Genomic DNA, 24460 nt, shown 5'->3' with positions numbered 1-24460 from the left:
TTTCACTGAATATCCGTACAGTCTTGCGCCTTCATACAAAAGCTTCAAGCGGCTGGACTTTCTAGATTTTTCTCCTTATCACTTTAGCGTTTGCATCGCTTATTCAAAAACACCTTGATAACCAGCTTCAGTTATTGCACTGATTAAGGCTGTTTCTGTCACTTGCGACTCGTCAAATTTGACCGTCCCACGAGCTTTTTTCAAGTCCACTTTAGCTTTTTTCACACCCGGTACTTCATTTAAGGCTTTTTCAACTTTTGCGGCACAATGGGCGCAATTCATTCCGCTGATTTGCATATTTTTTTTCATTACTATTCCTCATTTCTTTTAACAGTTTGTTGGCTATTTATTTTGTTGCATGGGTTTTGCATTGGCACTGACCAGGAATACAATTACACGAAATCGCTGCTACTGGCACTTTTTGGTCGACTGCTGCTTGGAGCATCGCCAAATCTTCTGCCGTCAATGCTGCTTCTTGGATCATTTCTGCTAATGTTTGTCCGACTTTTTTGGCACAAATATGAGAAAAAAGATTCTCAGCTGCACTGCGAACAGTGGCTTCTTCTGAAACAAGTGGCGAGTAAACAAACTTTTTCCCTTGGCTTTCTGTTTTCAATACGCCTTTTTTAACAAGTCGTCCTAAAAGCGTTTTGACTGTCGCTGCTTTCCAATTTTTATTTTCGCTTAACAACGCGGTGATCTCTTTCGCATCGGATTGTCCCAATGTCCAAATCACACGCATGACTTCCCATTCAGAATCGCTGATTTTGATTGGTTCGACCACTGATTGCATTTGTCCACTTCCTTTCATAAGTGATTCACATTTTTAAGTTTACATCTGTAATCGTATTTTGTCAAAAAAAAGCATCGCCAAACTTTCTGCGTTTTGGCAATGCTTTTTTCTATTTCGTTAAAAATGGTTTGGTTCCAACGTTTAAAAGTGGACCTGATACGTCGTCACAGAGTGGAAGGGTTCTTCTGGGCGCAGCACGATCTCACCAAAGTGGGTGAATTTCTCAGAGCCAGGAACACCTTGTGTTTCGATCGCCATCCCGCCATGTTTGGCAAAAGGACCGGTCTTCATTGGGGCCCCAGCTTCTCCCTCACCTGTTGTGTAAATAACAACAGCAGGACGGTCAGTAGTTACAGTCAGCTGCACTTTTTGATCGGGACTGGTTACTTTCAGATCCCACTCTTGCTCATGATCCAATAAGAATGGATCATCCAACATGGTCGTTCCCATTGGGCGTTCTTGTCTAAAATCAAACTTTGTGCCTGCGACAGGCGTTTTTTCACCGGTGGTCGTCACGTCATCGTTCGTTTCAGCCACATGTTCGGCATTGATTTGAACCAAGTGGTCATCGATCGGCTGTTGGGTATCACCTGTCAAATTGAAATAACCGTGGTTCGTTGGGTTAAATAAAGTCGCTTTGTCTGTGTTAGCGTCATATGCAAGCAATAGTTCATTGTCATTAGTCAACGTATAGGTGACTTGATAACGAACATTTCCTGGAAAGCCGCCGTCGCCATCTTGTCGTGAGGTAGTAAAAATCACGCCGGCTCTGTCTGCTTCCTCAAAAGTTTCAGCGATCCAGATATCCGTGTCAAGCCCCTTTGAACCACCATGAAGCGTATTGCCGCCATCATTGTCCTCCGTTTTGTATTCTTGCCCCTCAACCTCAAAGCGGGTACCTGCGATCCTTCCCGCTACTGGACCGATTGTTGCACCATAATAGCGTGCTTGGCGATGTCCTTCAATCGTATCATAACCGACCACAATGTCGCGGCCTTCTTCTACTGGAACGACCCAATCCAATAAGCGTGCGCCTTCGGGACTCAGCCTTACGATGGTACCGCTATCATTGGAAAGCTCATAAATCGTTCCCATTTTTTCTGAGGTCGTTTGTTTCACATTTGGCATTCGTTCATATCCTTCTTTCTTTGTTTAGTCTGCTACTCTTTTTAAGTATAGCCGTTAAGGGCTAGATCCGTCAATTCAAGACGGACGGATTCAGTAGGCATTCATTTTATGCCGGGCCGTCTTCACACAAATAAAAAGCGGCAAGAATGCCCAACTGGTTGATTGAATCATGGTCAGCTGATCGTGAGAGAAAGTACTAGGAGAAGCGCTGGCTGCTCCTGTCTTTTCTTCAATAATCAATCACATTCGCTTCGCCTGTTGGGCTCCTATGCCGCAATTGTATCGTTTATTTTTTGTGTTTTGCTTGGTAATGTTTTCTCTTTCGTCGCTTTTCTTTGATTTGAGAAGCACTGGAAGCCAAATCCTCGCTTTCCTCTTCTTGCTTGTCTTGTCTTTTTTCCGCACGTGCCATGAGGACTTTTTGCCTGAATCGACGGTTTCCAAGGAATTTCAGTGCGCACATCAATGGTTGACGATTTTCTCCAACCAAACCAATCAATTCGATAAACAATTCAATGCCGAAGCCTGTACTGATGATCAGTAAAATGATTGCTGTGTTGCTGGCATAATTCATCAATAATGCAATAAATGAAAATACCATTGCCAAGGCATAGATCGTCAAAACTGTTCCTCGATGGGTAAACCCTAAGGAAAGTAAGCGGTGATGCAAGTGCATTTTATCCGCTGATGAGATCTTTTGCTTATTGAATTTTCTACGAATCATGGCATAGACGGTATCAGTGATCGGTACCCCTAAAATCAACATCGGGGTGATCACTGTAATGAAGGTCGCATTTTTTAACCCTTGCAACGATAAGACGGAGATCATAAAACCTAGAAAAAGTGCCCCAGTATCCCCTAAAAAAATCGTAGCTGGATAAAAATTGTAAGGAAAAAAACCAACGATTGCGGCAATTAATGTAAAGATCACCATTGGTACTTCAACTGAATTTGGTAAAAAGAAATAACTGATGATCCCAATGGTCGTCAGACTGATAATGGAGACCCCACTCGCTAGACCGTCCAAACCATCAATCAAATTGACCGCATTTGTGATCGCCAAAATCCACAAGATCGTCATAGGCAATCCAAGCCAGCCCAAATCAAAAACCCCGAGATAAGGGATCGAAACCGTACTGATTTTGATGCCTGCAACAAAATAGATCTCCAAAGCCGCTAACGTCAAGCCTAGCGTTTTTTGCATAGGAGTCAACTCGAAGATATCATCCAATAATCCAGTAACTACGACGATAGCTGCCCCTAAAAGCATCGGCCAGACGTAGTCAAAGGGAATCATTGCGCGAAATTCCCAAAGCAATGCAAAAGAGAAGGAGAGGAAGATGCTTAATCCCCCTGCGGTCGGCATTGTTTTGGTATTGATTCGGCGATCTCCTGGTCGATCGACTGCGCCGATCTTAAAAGAGATCAATTTAATGATCGGTGTTAGGATTAAAGACACGATCATTGTTATAAATAAGCGCATTACAAATTTGAATGCAAAATCCATCGTTTATTCTCGCTTTCCGTTATTTCTCTTTATTGGTAAATGTATCTTCGATTTTCGAAGAAATCCGCTGAACAGGATCTGTTCGTTCTTTGATCTCTTGTCCTGATACATACTCTTCTACCACTGCGTTGATGATTCCACCCAAGATAATAATCGTCGCAGCAAGATTCAACCAGATCATTAAAACAATAAAACTTCCAATAATTTGATAGCCAATGATTTTCGCAGCAAAGTAACGGGCGTATAAGCCAAACACTTGTGACAGCAACATCCAGCCAATCGTTGCAAAGATCGCCCCCGGCAAAGTCGAACGCAACTTGACCTTTGCATTAGGCACTAACCAATAGATCAGCATCATGATAAACAGCAAAGCAACGATCGTGACTGGCCATTTGACTGTTTGGAACGTATCGATCAGATTGTCTTGAAACTTAAAAATCGGCTGCAAAAAATCAAGAATGATTTTTCCAAGCCCAAATACCATCGTAACCCCAACGATCGCAATCATAAAGAGCAGGATGATCACAAATGATACTGCGCGCACCACGATAAAATTGGAACGCTGGTCCACACCGAAGGCTTTGTTCATCGCAATTTGCAAGGCATTGATACTTTGACTCGCGGACCACAACGCCGCTAAAGCGGAGATCGACAACAATCCACCAGAGCTTGTGGTGAGGAGATTTTCGATCGCTGGGCCGATAAAATCATAGATTTGATTCGGGATCAATTCCTGTACATAAGATAAAACCGTGTTCGGATCAATTGATAAATAAGGCAAAAGATTCCCCAGCGCAATCATTAACGGGAAAAGTGAAAGCAATAAATAGTAGGCCACGACGACCGAAGTGGTCCCCATTTCTGAATCAGTTATTCTATTTTGCGTCGTTTCGATGAAACGCATCAGCTTTTGATTGCTTTTTACTTTATCAACGATTTTCATGTTTCTTCCTCCGCCAGCGAATCATCTGCCTTTTTTTCTTTGTCATACGTAACAACCAGAAGTTTCCTACTTATAAAATTTAGTAGGTTCCTTCTTCTCCTTGAGAAGTTAAAATTCTCGGACCTTCTTTGGTGATAGCCAAACTATGTTCATATTGGCAGCTTAAGCCACCATCTAGAGTATAGGCAGTCCAGCCATTAGGGTCCATTTTCATTTTCCACGTCCCTGTATTGATCATAGGTTCGATGGTAATGACCATTCCTTCTTTTAAACGTAACCCTTTGCCGGCTTCTCCGTAGTGAGGGATCATCGGACTTTCATGGATCGTTGGGCCAATGCCGTGTCCTACGAAATCACGCACAACCCCGTACCCTTCTTTTTCCGCATAGGTTTGAATGGCATGACCGATGTCACCGATTCGGTTACCCACTTGCGCTTGTTCGATTCCTAGATACAATGCTTTTTTGGTTACTTCCATTAATCGATCAATCTCAGGCGTCGAGTTCCCTACGACATAACTCCAACAAGAATCAGAAATGGCGCCTTTTAAATCAATACACATGTCGACTTTGATTAGATCGCCGTCTTTCAATGGTTTTTTTCGAGGAAACCCGTGACAAATCTCATCATTGATACTGCAGCAAGTGGCATATTTGTAATCTTCAAAACCAATTTGGGCAGCGATGCCGCCGTGGTTTTCAATATAATCTCTGACAAACACTTCGATATCCCAACTCGTGATACCTGGTTTGATGAAACTGCGTAATTGTTTGTGGACATCTGCTAACAGCGCGCCGGATTCGGCCATGCGGTCAATTTCTCTGGCAGATTTTAATGTAATCATGTTCTCGTCTCCCTTAATTAAATTCCTCTTATTTTACCATAGAAATCCCTTATTTTACAAAATTCACAGACATTGTAAAGAGTTTTTCAAGTTTTGTTTTCAAACTTTCGTGCATTTGCTATAATCTGTAAGAGAGTTTTCCTTGAGAATAGGAATGAGATTGGAGGAAAAAGCCCATGGCTTTAGCAAAAATCGTCTATGCAAGCATGACGGGGAATACGGAAGAAATTGCGGATATCGTTTCTGAAGCCCTTGAAAATCTTGACATGGAAGTAGAAATGAATGAGTGTACCCAAGTGGATGCAGATGACTTTGAAGATGCCGATATCTGTATCGTCGCAACGTATACATATGGAGACGGGGAGCTACCGGATGAGATCGTCGATTTTTATGAAGATTTGCAAGAACTTGATTTAAGCGGAAAAATCTTTGGAGTCTGCGGCTCCGGCGATACTTTTTATGATGACTTTTGTAAATCCGTTGACGACTTTGAAGCCGCCTTTAGCAAAACTGGTGCGACAAAAGGAGCTGACAGCGTCAAAGTTGACTTGGCTGCAGAAGAAGACGATATTCAAAACTTAGAAGCCTTTGCCAAAAAACTAGCAGAAGCATTCGCTGAATAAAACAAGAAAACCTCTGACAAAATCAATTGATTCTGTCAGAGGTTTATTGTTTGCTTAATGATAACTGATATCGATGGGTGTTTCTCTTGCTAAAATATTATCGGTGGTTTCCGTCATCAGCTTAGCAATCTGATCTTCTGTCGGATGAATGATTCCCGAAGACATCAACGCCGCTAAGCCGGTAGCGACGATCCAGACACCGGTGTGCAAAGATTGTAATTTTACATCAGATAGATCTTGATATTTTGGTTCTTTTTTCACTGATTTCACAAAAAGGTCAAATGAAAACTGTTGCATGGAATCCCCACCACCATGCTCTTCTAAGTATAGCGCTCGGTATAATCGTTTTTCTTTATTTGCAAAGCCAATATAATTTAGCGTTAAGTCAACGATGACATCTCCCCGTCTTTCAACTGGAAAAACTTCTGTCGCTAAGTAGTCGTAAATCTGATTGATCAATGCATTTTTTAAGTCATCCATATTTTTAAATTCTAAGTAGATCGGTTGCGTTGAACATTTCATCTTCGCTGCGATATTGCGTGCGGTAAAACGTGTAAATCCTTCGGTTGCGACAACTTCATAGGCAGCTTTTAAAATCTGGTCTCTAGTAATAGTTTTCTTTCTTGCCATAATTTTTTAATCTCCTTAATTCTGCTATACATCGCTTTCAGAAATACCTTTTACTTATTGTATCATGTTTTTTTAAGTTTGCAAAAAAACTTTTAAAATTATTGCCCTTAGTGTTTCCAGTTTTTCAATTTGAAGACCACTGTTTTTTTGCTCACTTTTTCGTTTGTTTTCAAAAATACTTAGTGCTATCATGAAGACAGTTATAAATTTAGAATAAATGGAGGAATTTTAATGGTTTTACCAAACTTTAATCAGAACCTTGAAAAATATGCCCAACTGATCACTGAAGTTGGCGTAAATGTCCAAAAAGGGCACACGATCGTCATCCAAATCGCCGTGGACCAAGCACCTTTAGCTCGTCTATTAACGAAAAAAGCGTATGAATTAGGTGCAGACGAAGTAATCGTCCAATGGACCGACGATGAGATCCAAAAAGAATTTCTTACTCATGCGGCCGAAGATCGTTTGTCTACGATTCCTCAGCACAAAATTGACCAAACAGAAGATTGGGTTGAAAAAGGTGCGAGCCGCATCAGTGTCGTTTCTGCCAATCCCGATGCGTTAGCGGGCGTCGACTCAGACCGAGTGGCAACCTTCCAAGCTGCTTCTGGTAAAGCGATGATGAAATTACGTCAAGCAACACAAGCCAACAAAGTCAGCTGGACTGTGGTTGCGGCGGCTGGTCAAGATTGGGCCCAAAAAGTATTCCCTGACGCTTCCCCTGAAGAAGCACAAGACAAGCTTTGGGATCAAATTTTCAAAACGACACGTATCTATGAAGAAGATCCTGTCGCAGCTTGGAAAAAACACGATGAAACCTTGCAAGTTAAAGCTGAAGAATTGAACAAAGAACAATTCAGCGCATTACACTATACAGCACCGGGTACCGATTTGATCATCGGTTTGCCTAAAAATCACTTGTGGGAAGGTGCTGGCAGTTACAATACCCGCAATGAAAAATTCATGGCGAACATGCCAACAGAAGAAGTCTTTACTGCCCCAGATAATCGTCGCATTGATGGCTATATTTCAAGTACGAAACCATTGAGCTACGCAGGCACCATCATCTCTGGGATGAAGTTCACCTTCAAAGACGGCAAAGTCGTGGACTTTTCTGCGGAACAGGGCGAAGAAGTGTTAGGCAAACTGCTAGCAATCGATGAAGGAGCAAAATCTTTAGGTGAAGTCGCATTAGTTCCTGATCCTTCCCCTATCTCACAATCCGGCATCATCTTCTTCAATACGTTGTTCGATGAAAATGCCTCAAACCACTTAGCGTTAGGCTCCGCTTATGCCTTCAGCTTGCAAGGCGGCACTGAGATGAGTGAAGAAGAACTGGCAGCTGCTGGTTTGAACCGCAGCCAAACCCACGTAGATTTCATGGTTGGCTCTGACCAAATGTCCATCGATGGCATCAGAGAAGATGGCACCACGATTCCTGTCTTTCGCAATGGTGACTGGGCTTAATAAAAAAAGGCTGAGGTGGAGTTGCTCCCCTCGGCCTTCTTTTACATAGAATATTGGAAACCGGCGGGTTTTTTCGTAGTAATCAGCCGGCTTTTTTGATAAAATCTACTTTGATAGTCTTTGATAAGAGAGGATGGATCCGATGACACCAAATCGTGAAGATTATTTAAAGCTCATCTTGGAGCTTGGTGGTGACCAAAAGAAAATCAATAACAAACAAATCGTGTCAGGTCTGGACGTCTCAGCAGCTTCAGTAAGTGAAATGATTTCAAAATTATTAAAAGAAGGCTTAGTGGAACATTCACCTTATCAAGGGGTACAGTTGACTGAAACTGGTTTAGCTTCTGCAAGTGCTCTGATCCGCAAGCATCGTTTATGGGAAGTCTTTCTTGTGGAGCACCTGCATTACTCATGGAATGAAGTTCATGATGACGCAGAAGTTTTAGAACACGTCACCTCGGAAACACTGGCGAGCCGCTTAGAAGCCTACCTTGATCATCCTCGGTATTGCCCACATGGCGGAATGATCCCCGAACAAGGAGAACTCATTCACGAAGGCGAAAAAAAAACCATGAGTTCCTACCCGGTAGGAACCAAGATTCGTATCGCCCGTGTCCTTGATGAACGAGAACTGCTGGATTACCTTGTTTCGATCCAATTGAATATTCATGAAGAATACGAGATCATCGATGCGGCAGCATACGAGGGTCCGATTACGATCAAAAATGACACAAAAGAAATTGCTGTCAGCTACAAAGCCGCCAGCACGATTTTTGTTGATAAACTGTAAGGAGTGAAGATGATGGAAAAAAAGGTCCTTTTTACGATTTTTGGCGGTACGGGCGACCTTGCCCAACGCAAACTATACCCTTCTTTGTTTCGGTTGTACAAAAAAGGCGATTTGAAAGAAGATTTTGCAGTCATCGGTACTGCTCGCCGTCCTTGGTCGGATGAACACTATCGTGAAGTAGTAATAGGTACGATCAAAGAATTGAGCGACTCACAAGAGCAAGCAGAGACATTCGCTTCTCATTTCTACTACCAATCACATGATGTAACAGATACGAGTCATTATGATTCATTAAAGGATTTGGCGGAAACCTTAGATCAGAAATACCATTTAGAAGGCAATCAGATTTTTTACTTAGCAATGTCCCCTAATTTCTTTGGGACGATCGTTTCTCACTTGAAATCACAAGGAATGCTGGATACTGACGGCTACCATCGAGTGATCATCGAAAAACCATTTGGAAGCGACTACGACTCAGCAAAAGAATTGAATGAAGAGATCAATCAAGTCTTTACAGAGCAAGAAATCTACCGGATCGATCATTATTTAGGAAAAGAAATGATCCAAAACATTTCTGCGATTCGTTTTGCCAATAACATTTTTGAGTCGATGTGGAACAATCGGTACATTGACAATGTTCAGATCAATATCGCAGAAAACTTAGGTGTTGAAGAACGCGGTGGGTATTATGATAAGAGCGGCGCCTTGAAAGATATGGTCCAAAACCATATTCTGCAGATCCTTTCCTTATTAGCCATGGAACCGCCAGTGGCTTTTTCTGAAAAAGAATTACGGACGGAAAAAATCAAAGCCTTAAATGCGATCCGTATTTACTCCGAAGAAGAAGTGAAACAACACTTCGTTCGTGGTCAATACGCCAAAGGGCAATTAGAAGATAAGGAATTTGCTGGCTACCGAGAAGAAGCCAATGTCGATGAAGAATCGGCAACTGAAACCTTCGTTGCTGGAAAATTCTTGATCGACAACTTCCGCTGGTCCGGCGTACCTTTCTATGTACGAACCGGGAAACGCTTGACGGAAAAAGGCACTCGAATCAACATTGTCTTTAAACAAGTCCCTGTCAATGTCTTTAAGCAAGACCTGAATGAACAAAAGCAAAACGAGAGTTTGGCACCGAATGTGCTGACAATCTACATTCAACCGACAGAAGGCTTCTCTCTTTCCTTGAATGGAAAAGAAATTGGCCAAGGGTTTGAGACATTGCCAGTGAAGCTAGATTATCGGAATAGTACTGAAATCGTCGAAAACACCCCTGAAGCCTACGAAAAATTGATTTTAGATGCTTTGAATGGGGATGGCACTAACTTTACCCATTGGGATGAAGTTGCCCAATCTTGGCGCATCGTTGATGTGATCCGTCACGCTTGGGACCAAGAAACACCTGATTTTCCAAACTATGCCGCAGGAACGATGGGACCCCAAGCTGCCTATGATCTCTTAGCTGCCGATGGTTTTGAATGGATCTGGCGCCCCGATGAATGGTATCGTGAGCGAGATTTACTAAATGAAAAATAAGCAAATGGTCAATTGGATGAGGAAAAAACATCCAATTGGCCGTTTTTCTTTTTTACCAACTGTTTATAATAGAAAGAAATGAGAAACGAAAGGAGCAGCAGACATGAAACAAGTCTTATCGATCGCCGGTCTCGACAGTTTGGCAGGTGGCGGCATGACGGCTGATTTGAAAACATTTGAGGAATTCGGGGTGTTTGGCCATGCCCTATTAACATGTGTGGTCGCCATCAAGGATGATCTTATGTTCCATGATCTCCCTGAGCCTGTGATCCAAGCACAGCTGGATTCACTGCGCTCGGTCGTATCCCTAGATGCAATCAAAATCGGGCTGCTTCATCAAACGGCCATCATTGAATTACTGCGGGATTTTTTACAAACATTTACCGGACCGATCGTGCTCGATCCAGTTCTTGCCTTTAAAGAAGGAGATACTGCCTTTAACCACTCCTATCAAGCAGGATTGATCTCATTGTTTCCTTACACAGCATTAGTAACACCTAATCTACTCGAAGCTCAGCACCTCTCTGGTCAAACCATTACGACGTTGGCGGAAATGAAAACCGCGGCAAAAAAAATCCATGCATTGGGTGCCCCAAATGTCCTGATCAAAGGTGGCAGTCGACTAACTGGAGAAAAAGCCTACGACCTTTTATACCACTCTGGGCAATATACTGTTTTCGAAGCAGAAAAAAGTACCCGAACGACTACCAACGGTGCTGGGTGTACCCTTTCATCGGCGATTGCCGCTTTACTTGCCAAAGGCACTTCATTGGAAACAGCTGTTCAAACTGCAAAAGCATTTGTTTGGGCAGGGATCGAAGACGGTCTGCCTTTAGGAACCTCTGGCAACGTCAATCAGCTCGCTTATTTTAAAAAGGAGGAACACCAATGAAAGTAAGAAACCTAACCATGATCGCTATGCTGACGGCACTTACCTGTGCACTTTCTTTGACCTTTATCATTCCTGTTCCACAAACGAAGGGCTTTGTGACCTTATGTGAAGCAGGGATCTATATCTCGGCCCTTTTGTTCGGACCTAGCGCCGGGGCCTTCGTAGGCGGAATGAGCGGTGGCATCATTGATTTTCTATCAGGCTATCCTGAATGGGCCTTCTTTTCCATTGTGATCCATGGTGTACAAGGCTGGATCGTGGGTAGAATGAACCATCGACCACTAGCAGCCGTTATTGTTGGCAGCTTGATCATGATTGCCGGCTATGCAGCAGCAACAGTTTTACTATTCGGTTTAGGGGCAGGGATCGCCTCAGTTCCAAGTAATTTGATCCAAACGGTCTTTGGCAGCATCGTTGCTTTACCGCTGACCCATGCCTTACGCCGCACGAAAAAGTTTTCTTTAAATGAAAGGTGATTCTCATGACAGATATCAATCAATTAAAAACGGATTTAACTACGATCGTTGAAGAAGTCATTACGACAGCGAACGTTGATGAAAATGATCTTTTTGTTCTCGGCTGTTCAACAAGTGAAGTGGTTGGTGGCTTGATTGGCAAAAATTCCAGTCAAGAAGTAGGCATGGTTATCGTTGAAACACTACGAGCGATCTTGCGTCCCAAAAATATTCATTTAGCCGTTCAAGGCTGTGAACACCTCAATCGGGCTTTAGCCGTTGAGCGTGAAACGGCTCAGCTCTATCACTTAGAAGAAGTCGCTGTAGTGCCCCAGCTGCATGCAGGCGGGGCTTGCTCAGTTGCGGCTTTCCAGCTGTTCGATGAGCCTATTGAAGTGGAGCACATAGTGGCAAAAGCTGGCATCGATATTGGTGACACAGCGATCGGCATGCATGTCAAACATGTTCAAATCCCGATCCGTCCCTCTATCAAGACCCTTGGCGCTGCCCATGTCACAGCTCTGGGATCACGGCCCAAATATATCGGTGGTCCTCGTGCTCATTACGCATAATAAGCGAATCGTATAATGAGCGAAAAACCATCTTCAAAAGGAAAAAGCATGCTTCGGCGTGCTTTTTTTGTGTCAACGTTCCTGCTATTGCCTCTCCTTTCCTTCCTTAAATGTGCTCTCCTTTCACTATTTTCTCCGCTCCATCTTATGGCAGCTTTTTCTACTTCAAATTCTGTTTCCTTTCTTGCGTAAAAAGAGCGACAGCTGTCGCCTTCCTTTTGTCATAAATTCGTCACAATTTCATCACAAAAAGAAAAGAAAGATACCAGTAAGCCCGTAAATTTCTTTTTTCTTTCCTTGATAGACTGAATGTAGCAAGAATCGAAAAGTGGAAGGAAGAAAAATATGAAAAAAATCGCCATTATTTTTGGAGGCAATTCACCGGAGTACGCCGTTTCTTTAGCCTCAGCAACTAGCGCAATCGAAGCACTCCAATCATCTCCCGATGACTATGACCTCTCTTTGATCGGGATCGCCCCAGATGCTATGGATTGGTATTTGTATACAGGAGAACTGGAAAACATCCGACAAGACACGTGGCTGTTGGATACGAAACATAAACAGAAAATCCAGCCGCTTTTTGAAGGAAACGGCTTTTGGCTAAGTGAAGAGCAGCAAACGTTGGTACCTGATGTTTTATTTCCCATTATGCATGGCAAATACGGGGAAGATGGCAGTATCCAAGGATTGTTTGAATTGATGAAGCTGCCTTATGTAGGCTGCGGGGTGGCAGCCTCTGCCTTATGTATGAACAAATGGCTGCTGCATCAAGCTGCAGCAGCCATTGGCGTACAAAGTGCTCCTACGATTCTCTTGACAAATCAAGACAACCAGCAAAGACAAATCGAAGCCTTTATCCAGACCCATGGCTTTCCGGTTTTCTTTAAGCCTAATGAAGCTGGCTCCTCAAAAGGGATCACAAAAGTGACTTGTGTCGAAGAAATTGCTCCTGCCTTGAAGGAAGCCTTCGCTTATTGTTCCGCAGTGCTCTTACAAAAAAATATAGCTGGCGTTGAGATTGGTTGCGGTATCTTGGGCAACGACTCTTTGACTGTCGGTGCTTGTGACGCTATTTCATTAGTAGAAGGCTTTTTCGATTTTGAAGAAAAGTACCAGTTGATTAGCGCCAAGATCACCGTTCCTGCACCATTGCCTGAAACGATTGAAACCAAGGTCAAAGAACAAGCTCAGCTGCTCTATCACAGTCTTGGTCTTAAAGGACTTGCTCGCATCGACTTTTTTGTCACGGATCAAGGAGAACTATACTTGAATGAAATCAATACTATGCCGGGCTTTACGAGTCACTCCCGCTATCCTGCCATGATGGCAGCAATCGGCTTATCCTATCAAGAACTACTACAAAAACTGCTTGTCTTAGCAAAGGAGGAAGGCAAATGAATCCCTATCTACAGTTAGTTAGCAAAGAGTTTCCATTAGAAAAAAACCAAGAGCCGCCCCACCTCGTCCTTGCTGCTTTTAGTGAAGAAGAAGTTTACTTGCAGCCTGAAGCAGCCAAACAATGGGAACGCCTCGTCAAAGCCTTAAAACTTGAAAACGAGATCTGCTTATTAGACGGCTATCGAACCGAAAAGCAGCAACGGCATTTATGGGAATATTCCTTAAAAGAAAATGGATTAGCCTATACGAAACAATTTGTGGCGTTGCCCGGCTGCAGCGAGCATCAGTTAGGCTTAGCGATCGATGTTGGTTTAAAAGCCCAGCAAGGTGATTTGATCTGCCCACGGTTTCGTGACAGCGCAGCGGCGGATTTATTTACACAGGAAATGATGAACTACGGATTTATTTTACGCTATCCCGCAGACAAACAGGAGACTACAGGGATTGGCTATGAACCATGGCATTTTCGTTATGTCGGTCTGCCTCATAGTCAAATCATCGCCAGTCAACAGTGGACATTGGAAGAATACTATCAATATCTTGAACAAACCGCGAGGCAGTTCGCATGAAGAAGAATCAAGGAATTGAGCAGTTTCGGGTGATTTTAGCGATGATGGTGGTGGCGATCCACTGTCTGCCCCTTCATCGATTGTGGCCCAATGGTGATATCCTGATCACATTGACTCTTTTCAGAATCGCCGTCCCCTTCTTTTTTATGATCAGCGGGTATTATGTGTTCAGTGATTTAGCCACCCAAAACAGCTATCCTGCCAGACAACGTATCTGGTTATTTATCAAAAAACAGCTGCAAGTCTATCTCATTGCCACACTGCTCTTTTTGCCGCTTGCTTGGTACAGCGGCATACTAGGATTGAACATGCCACTAGACACTTTTATTCAAACTTTGCTAGTCAACGGCATTCTTTACCATCTTTGGTATTTTCCTGCGATCATTACCGGCGGTCTACTAGTGATGGGCCTCTTGACACGGCTTTCTTTCAAGCAGGTGTTTTTCATTGCTGTCGGTTTGTATGTGGTTGGTTTAGGTGGGGACAGTTGGTCTGGCCTGGCTGCACAAACACCCATCACGCCACTCTATTCACTGATTTTCCAACTATTGGATGGAACTCGCAACGGCATTTTTTTTGCTCCCTTATTTTTGATCTTAGGGGTACTAGCCAGAAGATTTGCCAAAAAACCTGCTTCTCCCCATCGCTATAGTTATCTGATGATTAGTCTTATTTGCTTGCTTTTGGAAAGTTATCTTTTGCATCACTTTACCACGCCGAAACATGACAGCATGTATGTCTTTTTGCCCTTCGTTCTCTTGTTTTTATTTCCGATCATTCAGCAATGGCAAGCACCCATGATCTGGAAACAAGCGGGTCGTCTGTCCCTTTGGCTCTATTTGCTCCATCCTTATACCATTGCAGTAACCCATTTTCTTAGTCAAAAGCTACCCTTGCTGCAAAACAATCTGATCAATTTCTTGGTGGTCTTAGGACTGACCATTGGGGTGGTGCATGGTCTCTTTGCTTTGCAAAAGCTGTTGCCGTTTCCGAAAAAAACGCCGCTCCACTTGCAGCGGGCAGCCAAAGAATTCTCAGCCCCCGCCCTGTTGCACAACTTGCAGGAAATCAAGCGATTGATCCCCGCAAAAACAAAAGTGATGGCGGTGGTTAAAGCAGATGCCTATGGTTGCGATGCGCAATTGGTCGCTCGTACCTTGGAAAGAGTAGGCGTCGATTTTTTTGCTGTTGCCACCATAGAAGAAGCCATCGAATTACGGCGAGCTGGCATTAAAAGTCGCTTACTGATTTTAGGGTACACTTCTGCCCAACGTGCCAAAGTGCTGAAACATTATTCCTTAATTCAAACTATCGTCAGTGAAGCGCATGGACAAGCGTTAGCCCGAACAGGCCTTCCAATCGAATGCCATTTAGCGGTAGATACCGGCATGCATCGTCTAGGCGTTGCCCCTGACCTTGAAACAGTTAGAAGGCTTTATGCCTTGCCATCCCTCAAGATCACAGGCATTTTTTCCCATCTAGGCTCTTCAGATCAGCTAGATACGGCAAGTATCTTACGGACACAAGCCCAAATCATTTGTTTTGATGATCTATTGGCTGGCTTATCCGCTAGAAATATCGCCTATGGTCTGACGCATCTGCAAAGCAGTTACGGAATATTGAATTATCCAGAGAAACAGTATGATTATGTGCGCCCGGGTATTCTTTTAACTGGTTCCCTGAGTGTCCCGAATGAACCAACAAAACAGAAGATAAACGTACAGCCGATTCTGACCCTAAAAGCCTTACTAGTGGACAAAAAAACAGTCGCCGCTGGTGAAGCGATCGGCTATGGACTAGCCACTGTTTTTGATCGACCTACCATGATTGGGATCGTTAGTATCGGCTACTGTGACGGAGTCCCCCGTGCCCTATCAAATCAAGGATTCCAATTGTCTTATCAAGGGGTTTTACTCCCGCAGGTTGGGTTGATTTGTATGGATATGCTCTTGATCGATTTAACGGACTATCCAGAACTGGCGCTCGAAAGTTGGTTAGAAGTAATCAGCGATTGGACGAATACAGCTGATCAAGCACAAACCATTCCCAATGAATTGATCAGTCGACTAGGTTCCCGCGTCCCTTCAATGTCAAAGTAGAAAACGAATGCATTCGCTTACCGATTACGGTATGATGTGGGTAGAGTAAATGGTAGTTTAAATGAAAAAAGATCGTAGATAGTTGGAGTGAATCAAGGATGGCAGAAAAAATAATTGTTGTTGATGATGAAAAAGAAATCGCCGAGTTAGTCACGACGTTTCTAAGGAATGAAGGCTTTCAAGTGGAACCTTTTTATGATGGAACGAGTGCTTTGGCTTATCTCGAAAAAGAAACAGTCGATGTGGCAGTTTTAGATGTGATGCTGCCGGATATCGACGGCTTTCAGCTGTTACAGACCATTCGCAAAACCCACTTTTTTCCAGTACTGATGCTCACTGCCAAAGGAGAAGATCTGGATAAAATTACCGGTCTAAGTCTAGGTGCAGATGATTATGTGACGAAACCCTTCAATCCATTAGAAGTTGTTGCTCGGGTCAAAACGCAACTACGGCGATACCAACGATACAATCAGTCAGCTGTTCCGCAGAAGATTGAAGAATACGAAAAGGAAGGCTTACTGTTGAAAATCAACAGTCACCAATGTTTTCTTTATGGCAAAGAGGTTTTCTTGACCCCCATCGAATTTAAAATCCTGCTTTACTTATTTGAACACCAAGGATCGGTCGTTGCCTCGGAAACCCTTTTTGAAGCAGTCTGGAAAGAAAAATATTTAGACAACAATAACACAGTGATGGCACATATTGCCCGTCTGCGGGAAAAGCTAAACGAACAACCCCGCAAACCGAAATTAATCAAAACTGTATGGGGGGTCGGCTATATCATTGAAAAATAGAAGTCCATTGATCCGGAAACTTTTGACTCAATACTTTATCACCACAGGTGTTTTAATGCTCCTTTTGATTCTGATCCCTTTAACTGTTCGCTTTGTAGCAGGATTGAGGGTTTGGTACGGCTATGAGCCCATTTATCAAATATTACGGCTTTTTGCTGATTATTGGCTCGTCTGTCTAGCGATCGGTGCCTTGCTGATTTGGGTGAGCACAACGATTTATTATATGAGTAAAGCCATCAGCTATTTGAATGAAACGATTCAAGCCACGAATCAATTGATTGCTGAACCTACGAAGCGAATCGTTCTTTCCAGCAATCTGATCGACGTGCAAGAAGAAATGAACCAGTTGCGGGAAAAAAACCTACAGGATCAACGAGCTGCCAAAGAAGCAGAGCAGCGGAAAAATGATTTGATCGTCTATCTCGCACATGATTTACGCACACCTTTGACCAGTGTGATCGGCTATTTGACACTTCTAGAAGAAGAACCGCAGCTTTCTTCCGAACTACGCGCACGCTATACCAAGATCGCCTTGCAAAAAGCCCAGCGGCTAGAATTATTGATCAGCGAATTTTTCGAAATCACTCGTTTTAATCTTACAACGATCGCCTTACAGACCGAAACCACGGATCTTAGCTTGATGCTAGAACAGTTGACGTTCGAATTTTTACCGCTGCTAGAAGAAAAGAACCTTCATTGGCAACTGCAGCTACAGAAAAAAGTCTATGCGACTGTCGATACAGAGAAGATGGAACGCGTCTTTGATAACTTGATCCGCAATGCCATCAATTATAGTTATGCCGATTCCCCCTTGCATTTAGCCATCAGTGCCTCTGATGATATCCTGATTCGTTTGACCAATCATGGAAAAACGATCCCTGCTGAAAAGATTGGCTTGATTTTTGAGCCTTTTTACCGCATGGACGCTTCCCGAGCAACGGCGACGGGTGGGACCGGTCTGGGGCTGCCGATCGCCAAAGAAATCGTTGAAGCATTAGGTGGAAAAATCTGGGCGGAAAGCCGTGACGAAACCATCGTCTTTTCGATTCGCCTACCGAAGGCAGCAATGGAAAAAAATGAACAGCGGTCAAAGCCCCATCCATCTGAACCAACTGCTTAACAGGCAAACAACCTGAGCATTTCGCTGTTCCCCTTCTAATTCAGAGGGAGGAAGAGCTGCTCAGGTTGTTTTTTATTGATTGCTTATTGATACACCAATGATCGTAACGCTTGATCGACTTTTTCTGCCGCTAAGCGTCCTTCGCGAATCCCCCAGATGACTAAACTCGGTCCTCTTTTAGCATCTCCTGCGACTAACACTCGTTCATTGTTCGTCGTGTAATCATCGTACACTTCTCGCACACCAAAGGCATCGAAGAGTTGGGTCTCTGCACCAACAAAGCCCATTGCCAACAAAACCAAATCCGCCTTGATCACTTGCTCTGTGCCAGGGATCGGCTGAAACTGTTGATCTACTGAGACCGTTTCGATGGCGATCAACTGGCCGCGTTCGGCGCCGATAAAGGCTGTTGTGGACACCCCATGATACGTCACTTGTGTTTGCAGGACTTCAGCCGCTTCTTCTTGCCCATATCCTGTGCGGGCTGTCATTGGGTATTCAGGCCAGGGATTGCTGTCGGTACGTGTCAATGGCAGTTGGGGCGTGATCTCCAATTGACGCACAGAAGCGGCTCCTTGCCGAATCGCTGAACCAATACAGTCATTTCCAGTGTCGCCGCCGCCAATCACGACGACGTGCTTGCCAGCAAGTTTTTTACTTGTTGCCGCTTTGCCATGCTTTAAGACATCTTTGGTTGCTTCCGTCAGATAATCGACTGCAAATTGCACCCCAGTCAATTCACGACCTGGAATCTTCAAGTCACGAGGAACGCTAGCTCCTGTTGCCAAAATGACCCGATCATACTGAGCGGATAATTCTTCTGCTGACAAGTCACGACCGATCTCCGTATTAGCGACAAAGGTCACGCCTAGCTCTGCCATCAAGTCAATACGTCGCTGCACAACATCTTTATCTAATTTCATATTTGGAATACCATACATCAGTAAACCGCCAAAGCGATCACTGCGTTCATAGACCGTCACTCGATGTCCTAGTTGATTCAAGCGCCAAGCAGCAGATAAACCAGCCGGTCCGCTACCAACGATTGCCACCTTGAAACCAGTCGCTTCTTGAGGCAACCCGGAGGCTTTGACCCAATCGTTTTCAAAAGCAGTATCGATAATAAAGCGTTCATTGTCGTGGATCGTGACACCTGAGCCATTCAGTGCCTCGGTACAGCCTTTTTCACATGGAGCTGGACAAACACGTCCAGTCATTTCCGGTAATGGATTGGTTTTGGCAAGACGCTCAAAGGCGGCTTGGAAACGCCCTTGATAAACCAGATCATTCCATTCAGGAATCAGGTTGTCATTGGGACAACCTGAAACCGCCCGTTGACCGCCGTAAAAAGAACCCGTATGACAAAATGGGATCCCGCAATTCATACAGCGTGCCGCTTGCTCTTGACGCTCATTTTCAGGCAATGGCATCTGTAATTCTTGCCAGTCTTCGATACGTTCTGAAACCGGTCGGGTAGGATTTTCTACTCTTGGGTACTTTAAAAAACCAAATGGATCTGCCATATTAGTCACGCTCCTTTCCTGGGATGGTCAATTGTGGACCGACGACAGCTTCGAAGGCTTTCGTCACAAGTTCCTCCCCGATAAATCCTTGCTCAGCCAAGGTCTCCGTCGCTTGGATCATCTGATGGTATTCTGTCGGATAGACTTTGATGAAATGTTGTTGCTGATTTTCCCAATCTTCTAAAATCTCAGCCGCCTTCAATGAATCCGTATAGGCAAAATGCTGCTGGATCATCTCCTTCAACTGGTGGTCATCACCGCTTTCACCAATCCGGTACAAATCAACCATTTCCCGATTGCATTTATCAGCAAAGGTTTGATCGGGATCGTAAACATACGCCACGCCACCGGACATTCCAGCACCGAAGTTGCGACCGGTTTTTCCTAAAATTACCACGACACCGCCAGTCATGTACTCACAGCCATGGTCACCAACGCCTTCGACAACGACTTTGGCTCCACTGTTACGGACACAAAAGCGTTCGCCAGCAATGCCGCGGAAATAGCCTTCACCACGATTCGCCCCGAAACAAGCAACATTACCGACAATCGGTGAATGCTCTGCATCGTAAGCAGCATCTTCAGGCGGCACAATGATCAAACGGGCACCACTCAATCCTTTGGCTACATAATCGTTGGCCTCGCCAATCAGTTTCAACTGGATTCCCTGGGTGGCAAACGCCCCAAAACTTTGTCCAGCAATGCCGCGGTACGTAAACTGCAACAAGCCTGGTGTTACTTCGTAATTGCCAAAGCGTTCTGCGATCCAGCCCCCTAAACGAGCGCCGACTGAACGTTGAACATTATTGATCGTATGATTCATAACGATTTCTTGATTGTTGTCGATGGCTGCTTGGGCAAAAGCGTCTAATTCTGGCCATTGTCGTTTCTCAAGGAATGGGTCCTTCACTTTGCGTTCGATCGGGATCGTCGTTCCAATCATTCTGGAAAAGTCTAATGATTTTGCTTTGCCTTTGGCAACGAAGCGTGGTGTCAACAATTCCGCGTGTCCTACCATCTCATCAATCGTGCGAAACCCTAGCTCGGCCATCGTTTCCCGTAAATCTTCTGCTAAAAAGTACATCGTATTGATGATGTGCTCAGGTTTCCCTGCGAAAAATTTGCGCAAAGCTGGGTTCTGTGTAGCAATGCCGACAGGACATGTATTGATACTGCAAACTCGCATCATGACACAACCAATCGCAACTAGCGCTAAAGAGGCAAAGCTATATTCTTCTGCTCCTAAAAGAGCAGCAATGGCGATGTCACGCCCCGTCATCAATTTTCCATCTGTCTCTAAGGTCATTCGCTGCCGCAAATGATTCATAGCTAACGTTTGATGGGCTTCTGCAAGCCCCATCTCCCAAGGCAAGCCAGCATCCCGAATCGAATTTCTCGGAGAAGCACCGGTCCCACCGTCATAGCCTGAGATCACGACTACGTCTGCGCCGGCTTTGACGACACCGGTAGCGATCGTACCCACACCTGTACTAGAAACCAATTTGACATTGATGCGGGCATACGGGTTGATTGCTTTTAAGTCATAGATCAGCTGGGCTAGATCTTCAATCGAATAAATGTCGTGATGTGGTGGCGGCGAAATCAGTCGGACACCAGGTGTTGAGCCACGAATCTCCGCTACCCATGGGAAGACTTTGTTGCCTGGCAATTGACCACCTTCACCAGGTTTTGCCCCTTGGGCCATTTTGATTTGGAGTTCGTCCGCACTCATTAAATATTCGGCATTGACACCAAAACGGCCAGAAGCAACTTGTTTGATACGACTGTTATAGTTAATGCCCTTCACTGGTTTGAAACGATTCCGATTTTCTCCACCTTCTCCACTGTTGGATTTTGCACCGATCGCATTCATCCCTTCAGCAATACAGCGATGCGCCTCTTCACTTAGAGAGCCGTAAGACATCGCACCGACTTTAAACCGTTTGACGATCGTTTCAACAGGTTCCACCTCAGCTAAAGGAATACTGCGTCTCGTGTTCCCAAAAGTCCACATAGAACGGAGGGTCGTTGGATTCTCTAACGCGTCTTGGTTCATCTCCGCCGCATATTCTTTATAAAGCGCATAGCTGCCTGTACGAACAGCTTTTTGAAACCCATAGATCGTTTTTGGATTGAACAGATGATGTTCCCCGTCGGCTTTGTATTGGAAACTACCGCCCGAATCAAGATAATCCACGCGTTTCTCGCCATACGCCGTTTCATAACGCATTAAGTATTCTTGCTCGATTTGCGCTAATGAAAGTCCACCGATACGAGTAACCGTGCCGGTAAAGTATTCGGAGATGACTTTCTCAGAGATACCAACCGCTTCAAACAATTGCGCCCCATGGTAACCGGCGATCGTTGAAATCCCCATTCGTGACATGATTTTGACAATGCCCTTTTCACATGCTTTACGGTAACTTTCGATCTTCTCTGAAAGCTCAAAATGCGCCAATGTCTGGTAAGCCCCATAAGGGTGGACCCCACTTACTCCGTAGCCGACTAACATGGCATAATGATGGACCTCACAGACTTCCGCAGTATCCGCAACGATTGATGCCAAGGAACGTTTGCCTTTTCGCACCAAGTAATTGTGCAGACCTGATACCGCCAAGAGAATCGGAATCGCCACTTTTCCTTCTTGCGCTTGGATGACTTCCCGATCACTTAAAATGACGATCGTTGCCCCAGAATCGATTTTTTGCTCCGTCTCTTTAAAAAGCGCTTCTAACGCTTGTTGCAAAGCTGCCCCGTTTTCTGGTACATAATCATAAAGAATCGACTGTAAAGCCGCTTTTTGACCATTTTGATCTAACTGTTTGATTTTTTCATATTCACTCGTTTTTAACATCGGACTAGCAATCTTCAGCTTATTACAATTGATTCGAATGTCCTTTGAAACATCCCCATCTCGACCTAAAAACAGCTCGGTACCGATCACCAATTTTTCGCGAATCGCATCGATTGGCGGATTGGTCACTTGGGCGAATTGTTGCTTGAAGTACGTAAACAAGGATTGGGGACGTTCGCTCAAAATAGCTAAGGGTGAATCAAACCCCATGGAGATCACTGGTTCTTCTCCCGTTTGAGCCATTGGTAAAATCAACGTGCGAATGATCTCATCCGTGTAACCATTTCGTTTCCAAAGGGTCTGGATCGCATCATCTGCTGTTTCCTCCTGCTTCTCAGTCTCAGGAAGCAGCTCTGGTGTCAATAAGTGATCCGCTAGCCACTCCTGGTAAGGATGGGCATTCGCATAATGCGCTTTGATTTCTTGATTGCGTAAGATCACCCCTTTTTTGGTATCCACCAAAAACATATTTGCTGGTCCAAGCACCCCTTTTTCAATCACTTCCGATGCTGGAAGATCCACAACGCCTGACTCAGAGGCCACGACCACAAAACCAGTTTTCGTGATCGAGTAGCGAGATGGCCGTAACCCATTTCGATCGAGTGCAGCCCCTACCAAATCCCCATCTGTAAAACATAAAGCTGCCGGTCCATCCCAAGGAGCCATAAAGCTTGCGTTGTACTCATTAAAAGCCGTCAGCTCCGGTGACAATCCAGCTTCTTTGGACCACGCTTCTGGCACCATCATCAACAGTGCTTGAGGAATATCTCGCCCTTGACGGTACAAATATTCCATACAATTTTCTAGTTTCGCCGAATCAGAATTTTCATCATCATAGACTTCGATTTGATGTCCATGCATCCAATTTTCTGCCCCGCGTAACGTGTTGATTTCGCCATTATGGGCTAAGAAACGAAAAGGTTGCGCCCGACTCCAGCTTGGAAAGGTATTCGTTGAAAAACGAGAATGGGTCAAAGCAATACTCGAAGTCATTTCTGGGCTTTGAAGATCTTTGAAAAACAAGCCAACTTGATAGGCATGCAGCATCCCTTTATAAACAACTGTCTTACTAGATAAGCTGCAGATAGACAGCTCATCGGTATGATACGTTTTTTCCAGTTTTCGCCGTAACCGATAAAGCTGATCTTCAAAGGGACGACCTGCAGCTACATCGACAGGTTTTTCAATAAAGACTTGCACAAATGAGGGCATGACTTTTTGAGCCCCTGGCCCACATTGATAATAATCATAAGGCACATCTCGTTGCCATAAAACCGTAAAACCCATTTGTTGAATATCTTTGACTACTTCTTCTTGGACCTGTGCTGCTCGGAGCTTTTCTTTCGGTAAAAAAAACATCCCAACAGCATAGGCGCCTTTTTCAGGCAATGGGATTTCGGCCTCTTTTGCTCGCTGTTGAAAAAATGGGTCAGGCATCGCCATCAAAATTCCAGCTCCGTCACCTGTGTCAGGTTCAGCGCCAGTTCCCCCTCGGTGGTTCATCCGTTCTAACATTGTTAAGGCATTTTGCACAAGTTCTCGAGAATAGCGACCATCTTTTTGTGCAATAAAGCCCATCCCACAAGCATCTTTTTCAAAAGCGGCATCGTACATCATTTGGTTCGTTTTCCTCATCATCTCTAAATCACTCATGGAATCACACTTTCTTTCAATATTCTGAATATTCCGATTTTTAACAGTTTACAACCTGTTTTTCTATCTGGCAAGTTTTTTTTACTTGATCCGAGCTCGTTGGTTTCTTCTGTTGACAGTGAAATACTCTATCTCGAACAAACAATTGCCTACAGACCTTAAGGAAGAAACTTCGTCTAGTAAGGTTTTTTTATTATACAATAAACTGTCGAAAAATTATTGCAAACAAATGAGAATCGTTATCAATTGACACCTATTTTCTCATATTCA

21 protein-coding genes are annotated in these 24460 nt (G+C 44.2%); 12 read left to right on the top strand and 9 right to left on the bottom strand.

Translation table 11 applies throughout. The features are described from left to right. Positions 1-99: 99 nt before the first annotated feature. From copZ to map, 6 genes are all read right to left on the bottom strand, one after another. The gene (copZ, locus tag IGJ26_RS04440) at positions 100-309 is read right to left on the bottom strand and encodes a copper chaperone CopZ (protein WP_005237251.1); all 210 of its coding nucleotides are present in this window, start codon (positions 307-309) and stop codon (positions 100-102) included. 37 nt (positions 310-346) lie between these two features. Further along, positions 347-793: a CopY/TcrY family copper transport repressor gene (locus IGJ26_RS04435; protein ID WP_008377382.1), complete on the bottom strand. Its 447-nt coding sequence runs from the start codon at positions 791-793 to the stop codon at positions 347-349. Positions 794-934: 141 nt separating this feature from the next. After that, positions 935-1921, bottom strand: coding sequence for an aldose epimerase family protein (locus IGJ26_RS04430; RefSeq protein WP_194188539.1), 987 nt, complete (start codon positions 1919-1921; stop codon positions 935-937). A gap of 286 nt (positions 1922-2207) precedes the next feature. Next, complete coding sequence (locus IGJ26_RS04425) at positions 2208-3428, bottom strand: glycosyltransferase family 4 protein (protein ID WP_016613834.1); 1221 nt, start codon at positions 3426-3428, stop codon at positions 2208-2210. A gap of 19 nt (positions 3429-3447) precedes the next feature. Next, positions 3448-4371 carry a YihY/virulence factor BrkB family protein gene (locus IGJ26_RS04420; protein ID WP_005237256.1) on the bottom strand — a complete coding sequence of 308 codons (924 nt, stop codon included), beginning with the start codon at positions 4369-4371 and terminating at the stop codon, positions 3448-3450. Between the two features lie 79 nt (positions 4372-4450). After that, entirely contained in the window at positions 4451-5215 is a 765-nt protein-coding gene (gene map / locus IGJ26_RS04415) for a type I methionyl aminopeptidase (RefSeq protein WP_194188538.1), read from the bottom strand. Positions 5216-5391: 176 nt separating this feature from the next. On the opposite strand from map, the gene IGJ26_RS04410 reads away from it, so the two are divergent. Then, positions 5392-5838 carry a flavodoxin gene (locus IGJ26_RS04410; RefSeq protein WP_005237258.1) on the top strand — a complete coding sequence of 149 codons (447 nt, stop codon included), beginning with the start codon at positions 5392-5394 and terminating at the stop codon, positions 5836-5838. A gap of 54 nt (positions 5839-5892) precedes the next feature. Here the strand turns inward: IGJ26_RS04410 and IGJ26_RS04405 are convergent, their stop codons facing one another. Beyond that, the gene (locus IGJ26_RS04405; protein ID WP_005228861.1) at positions 5893-6468 is read right to left on the bottom strand and encodes a TetR/AcrR family transcriptional regulator; all 576 of its coding nucleotides are present in this window, start codon (positions 6466-6468) and stop codon (positions 5893-5895) included. Between the two features lie 231 nt (positions 6469-6699). Here IGJ26_RS04405 and IGJ26_RS04400 point away from each other — a divergent pair, with 231 nt between their 5' ends. The 11 genes from IGJ26_RS04400 to vanS all read left to right on the top strand — a co-directional run bounded on the left by IGJ26_RS04400 (position 6700) and on the right by vanS (position 18160). Further along, positions 6700-7935: an aminopeptidase gene (locus IGJ26_RS04400; protein WP_005237260.1), complete on the top strand. Its 1236-nt coding sequence runs from the start codon at positions 6700-6702 to the stop codon at positions 7933-7935. Between the two features lie 142 nt (positions 7936-8077). Further along, entirely contained in the window at positions 8078-8725 is a 648-nt protein-coding gene (locus IGJ26_RS04395; RefSeq protein ID WP_194188537.1) for a metal-dependent transcriptional regulator, read from the top strand. 9 nt (positions 8726-8734) lie between these two features. Next, complete coding sequence (gene zwf / locus IGJ26_RS04390) at positions 8735-10261, top strand: glucose-6-phosphate dehydrogenase (protein ID WP_008377369.1); 1527 nt, start codon at positions 8735-8737, stop codon at positions 10259-10261. A 103-nt stretch (positions 10262-10364) separates the two neighbouring features. Then, positions 10365-11153, top strand: a complete 789-nt coding sequence (locus IGJ26_RS04385) for a bifunctional hydroxymethylpyrimidine kinase/phosphomethylpyrimidine kinase (RefSeq protein ID WP_194188536.1) — start codon at positions 10365-10367, stop codon at positions 11151-11153. Then, on the top strand, positions 11150-11629 hold the full coding sequence (locus tag IGJ26_RS04380; protein WP_005237264.1) for an ECF transporter S component: 480 nt from the start codon (positions 11150-11152) through the stop codon (positions 11627-11629). The genes IGJ26_RS04385 and IGJ26_RS04380 overlap by 4 nt, the downstream gene beginning before the upstream one ends. 5 nt (positions 11630-11634) lie before the next feature. Further along, the gene (locus IGJ26_RS04375; protein ID WP_194188535.1) at positions 11635-12180 is read left to right on the top strand and encodes a TIGR01440 family protein; all 546 of its coding nucleotides are present in this window, start codon (positions 11635-11637) and stop codon (positions 12178-12180) included. A gap of 345 nt (positions 12181-12525) precedes the next feature. Further along, positions 12526-13578: a D-alanine--D-serine ligase VanC gene (gene vanC, locus IGJ26_RS04370; RefSeq protein ID WP_194188534.1), complete on the top strand. Its 1053-nt coding sequence runs from the start codon at positions 12526-12528 to the stop codon at positions 13576-13578. Next, positions 13575-14147: a D,D-carboxypeptidase/D,D-dipeptidase VanXY gene (vanXY, locus tag IGJ26_RS04365; RefSeq protein WP_194188533.1), complete on the top strand. Its 573-nt coding sequence runs from the start codon at positions 13575-13577 to the stop codon at positions 14145-14147. Before vanC ends, vanXY begins: the two co-directional genes overlap by 4 nt. After that, positions 14144-16246 (top strand): membrane-bound serine racemase VanT, encoded by a 2103-nt coding sequence (gene vanT / locus IGJ26_RS04360; RefSeq protein WP_194199609.1) that lies wholly within the window; start codon positions 14144-14146, stop codon positions 16244-16246. The genes vanXY and vanT overlap by 4 nt, the downstream gene beginning before the upstream one ends. Before the next feature lie 98 nt (positions 16247-16344). Further along, complete coding sequence (vanR-C, locus tag IGJ26_RS04355) at positions 16345-17040, top strand: vancomycin resistance response regulator transcription factor VanR-C (RefSeq protein WP_034872470.1); 696 nt, start codon at positions 16345-16347, stop codon at positions 17038-17040. Further along, positions 17030-18160 (top strand): vancomycin resistance histidine kinase VanS, encoded by a 1131-nt coding sequence (vanS, locus tag IGJ26_RS04350; RefSeq protein ID WP_034872467.1) that lies wholly within the window; start codon positions 17030-17032, stop codon positions 18158-18160. The genes vanR-C and vanS overlap by 11 nt, the downstream gene beginning before the upstream one ends. Before the next feature lie 83 nt (positions 18161-18243). Here the strand turns inward: vanS and IGJ26_RS04345 are convergent, their stop codons facing one another. Both IGJ26_RS04345 and gltB read right to left on the bottom strand, forming a co-directional pair. After that, complete coding sequence (locus tag IGJ26_RS04345) at positions 18244-19683, bottom strand: glutamate synthase subunit beta (protein ID WP_430599894.1); 1440 nt, start codon at positions 19681-19683, stop codon at positions 18244-18246. Position 19684: 1 nt separating this feature from the next. After that, complete coding sequence (gltB, locus tag IGJ26_RS04340) at positions 19685-24190, bottom strand: glutamate synthase large subunit (RefSeq protein ID WP_430599893.1); 4506 nt, start codon at positions 24188-24190, stop codon at positions 19685-19687. Positions 24191-24460: the final 270 nt, after the last annotated feature.

Source organism: Enterococcus sp. AZ095a, assembly GCF_050546735.1.
GTDB lineage: Bacteria > Bacillota > Bacilli > Lactobacillales > Enterococcaceae > Enterococcus_D > Enterococcus_D entomosocium.
This window is presented reverse-complemented; position numbering and strand designations above follow the sequence as displayed.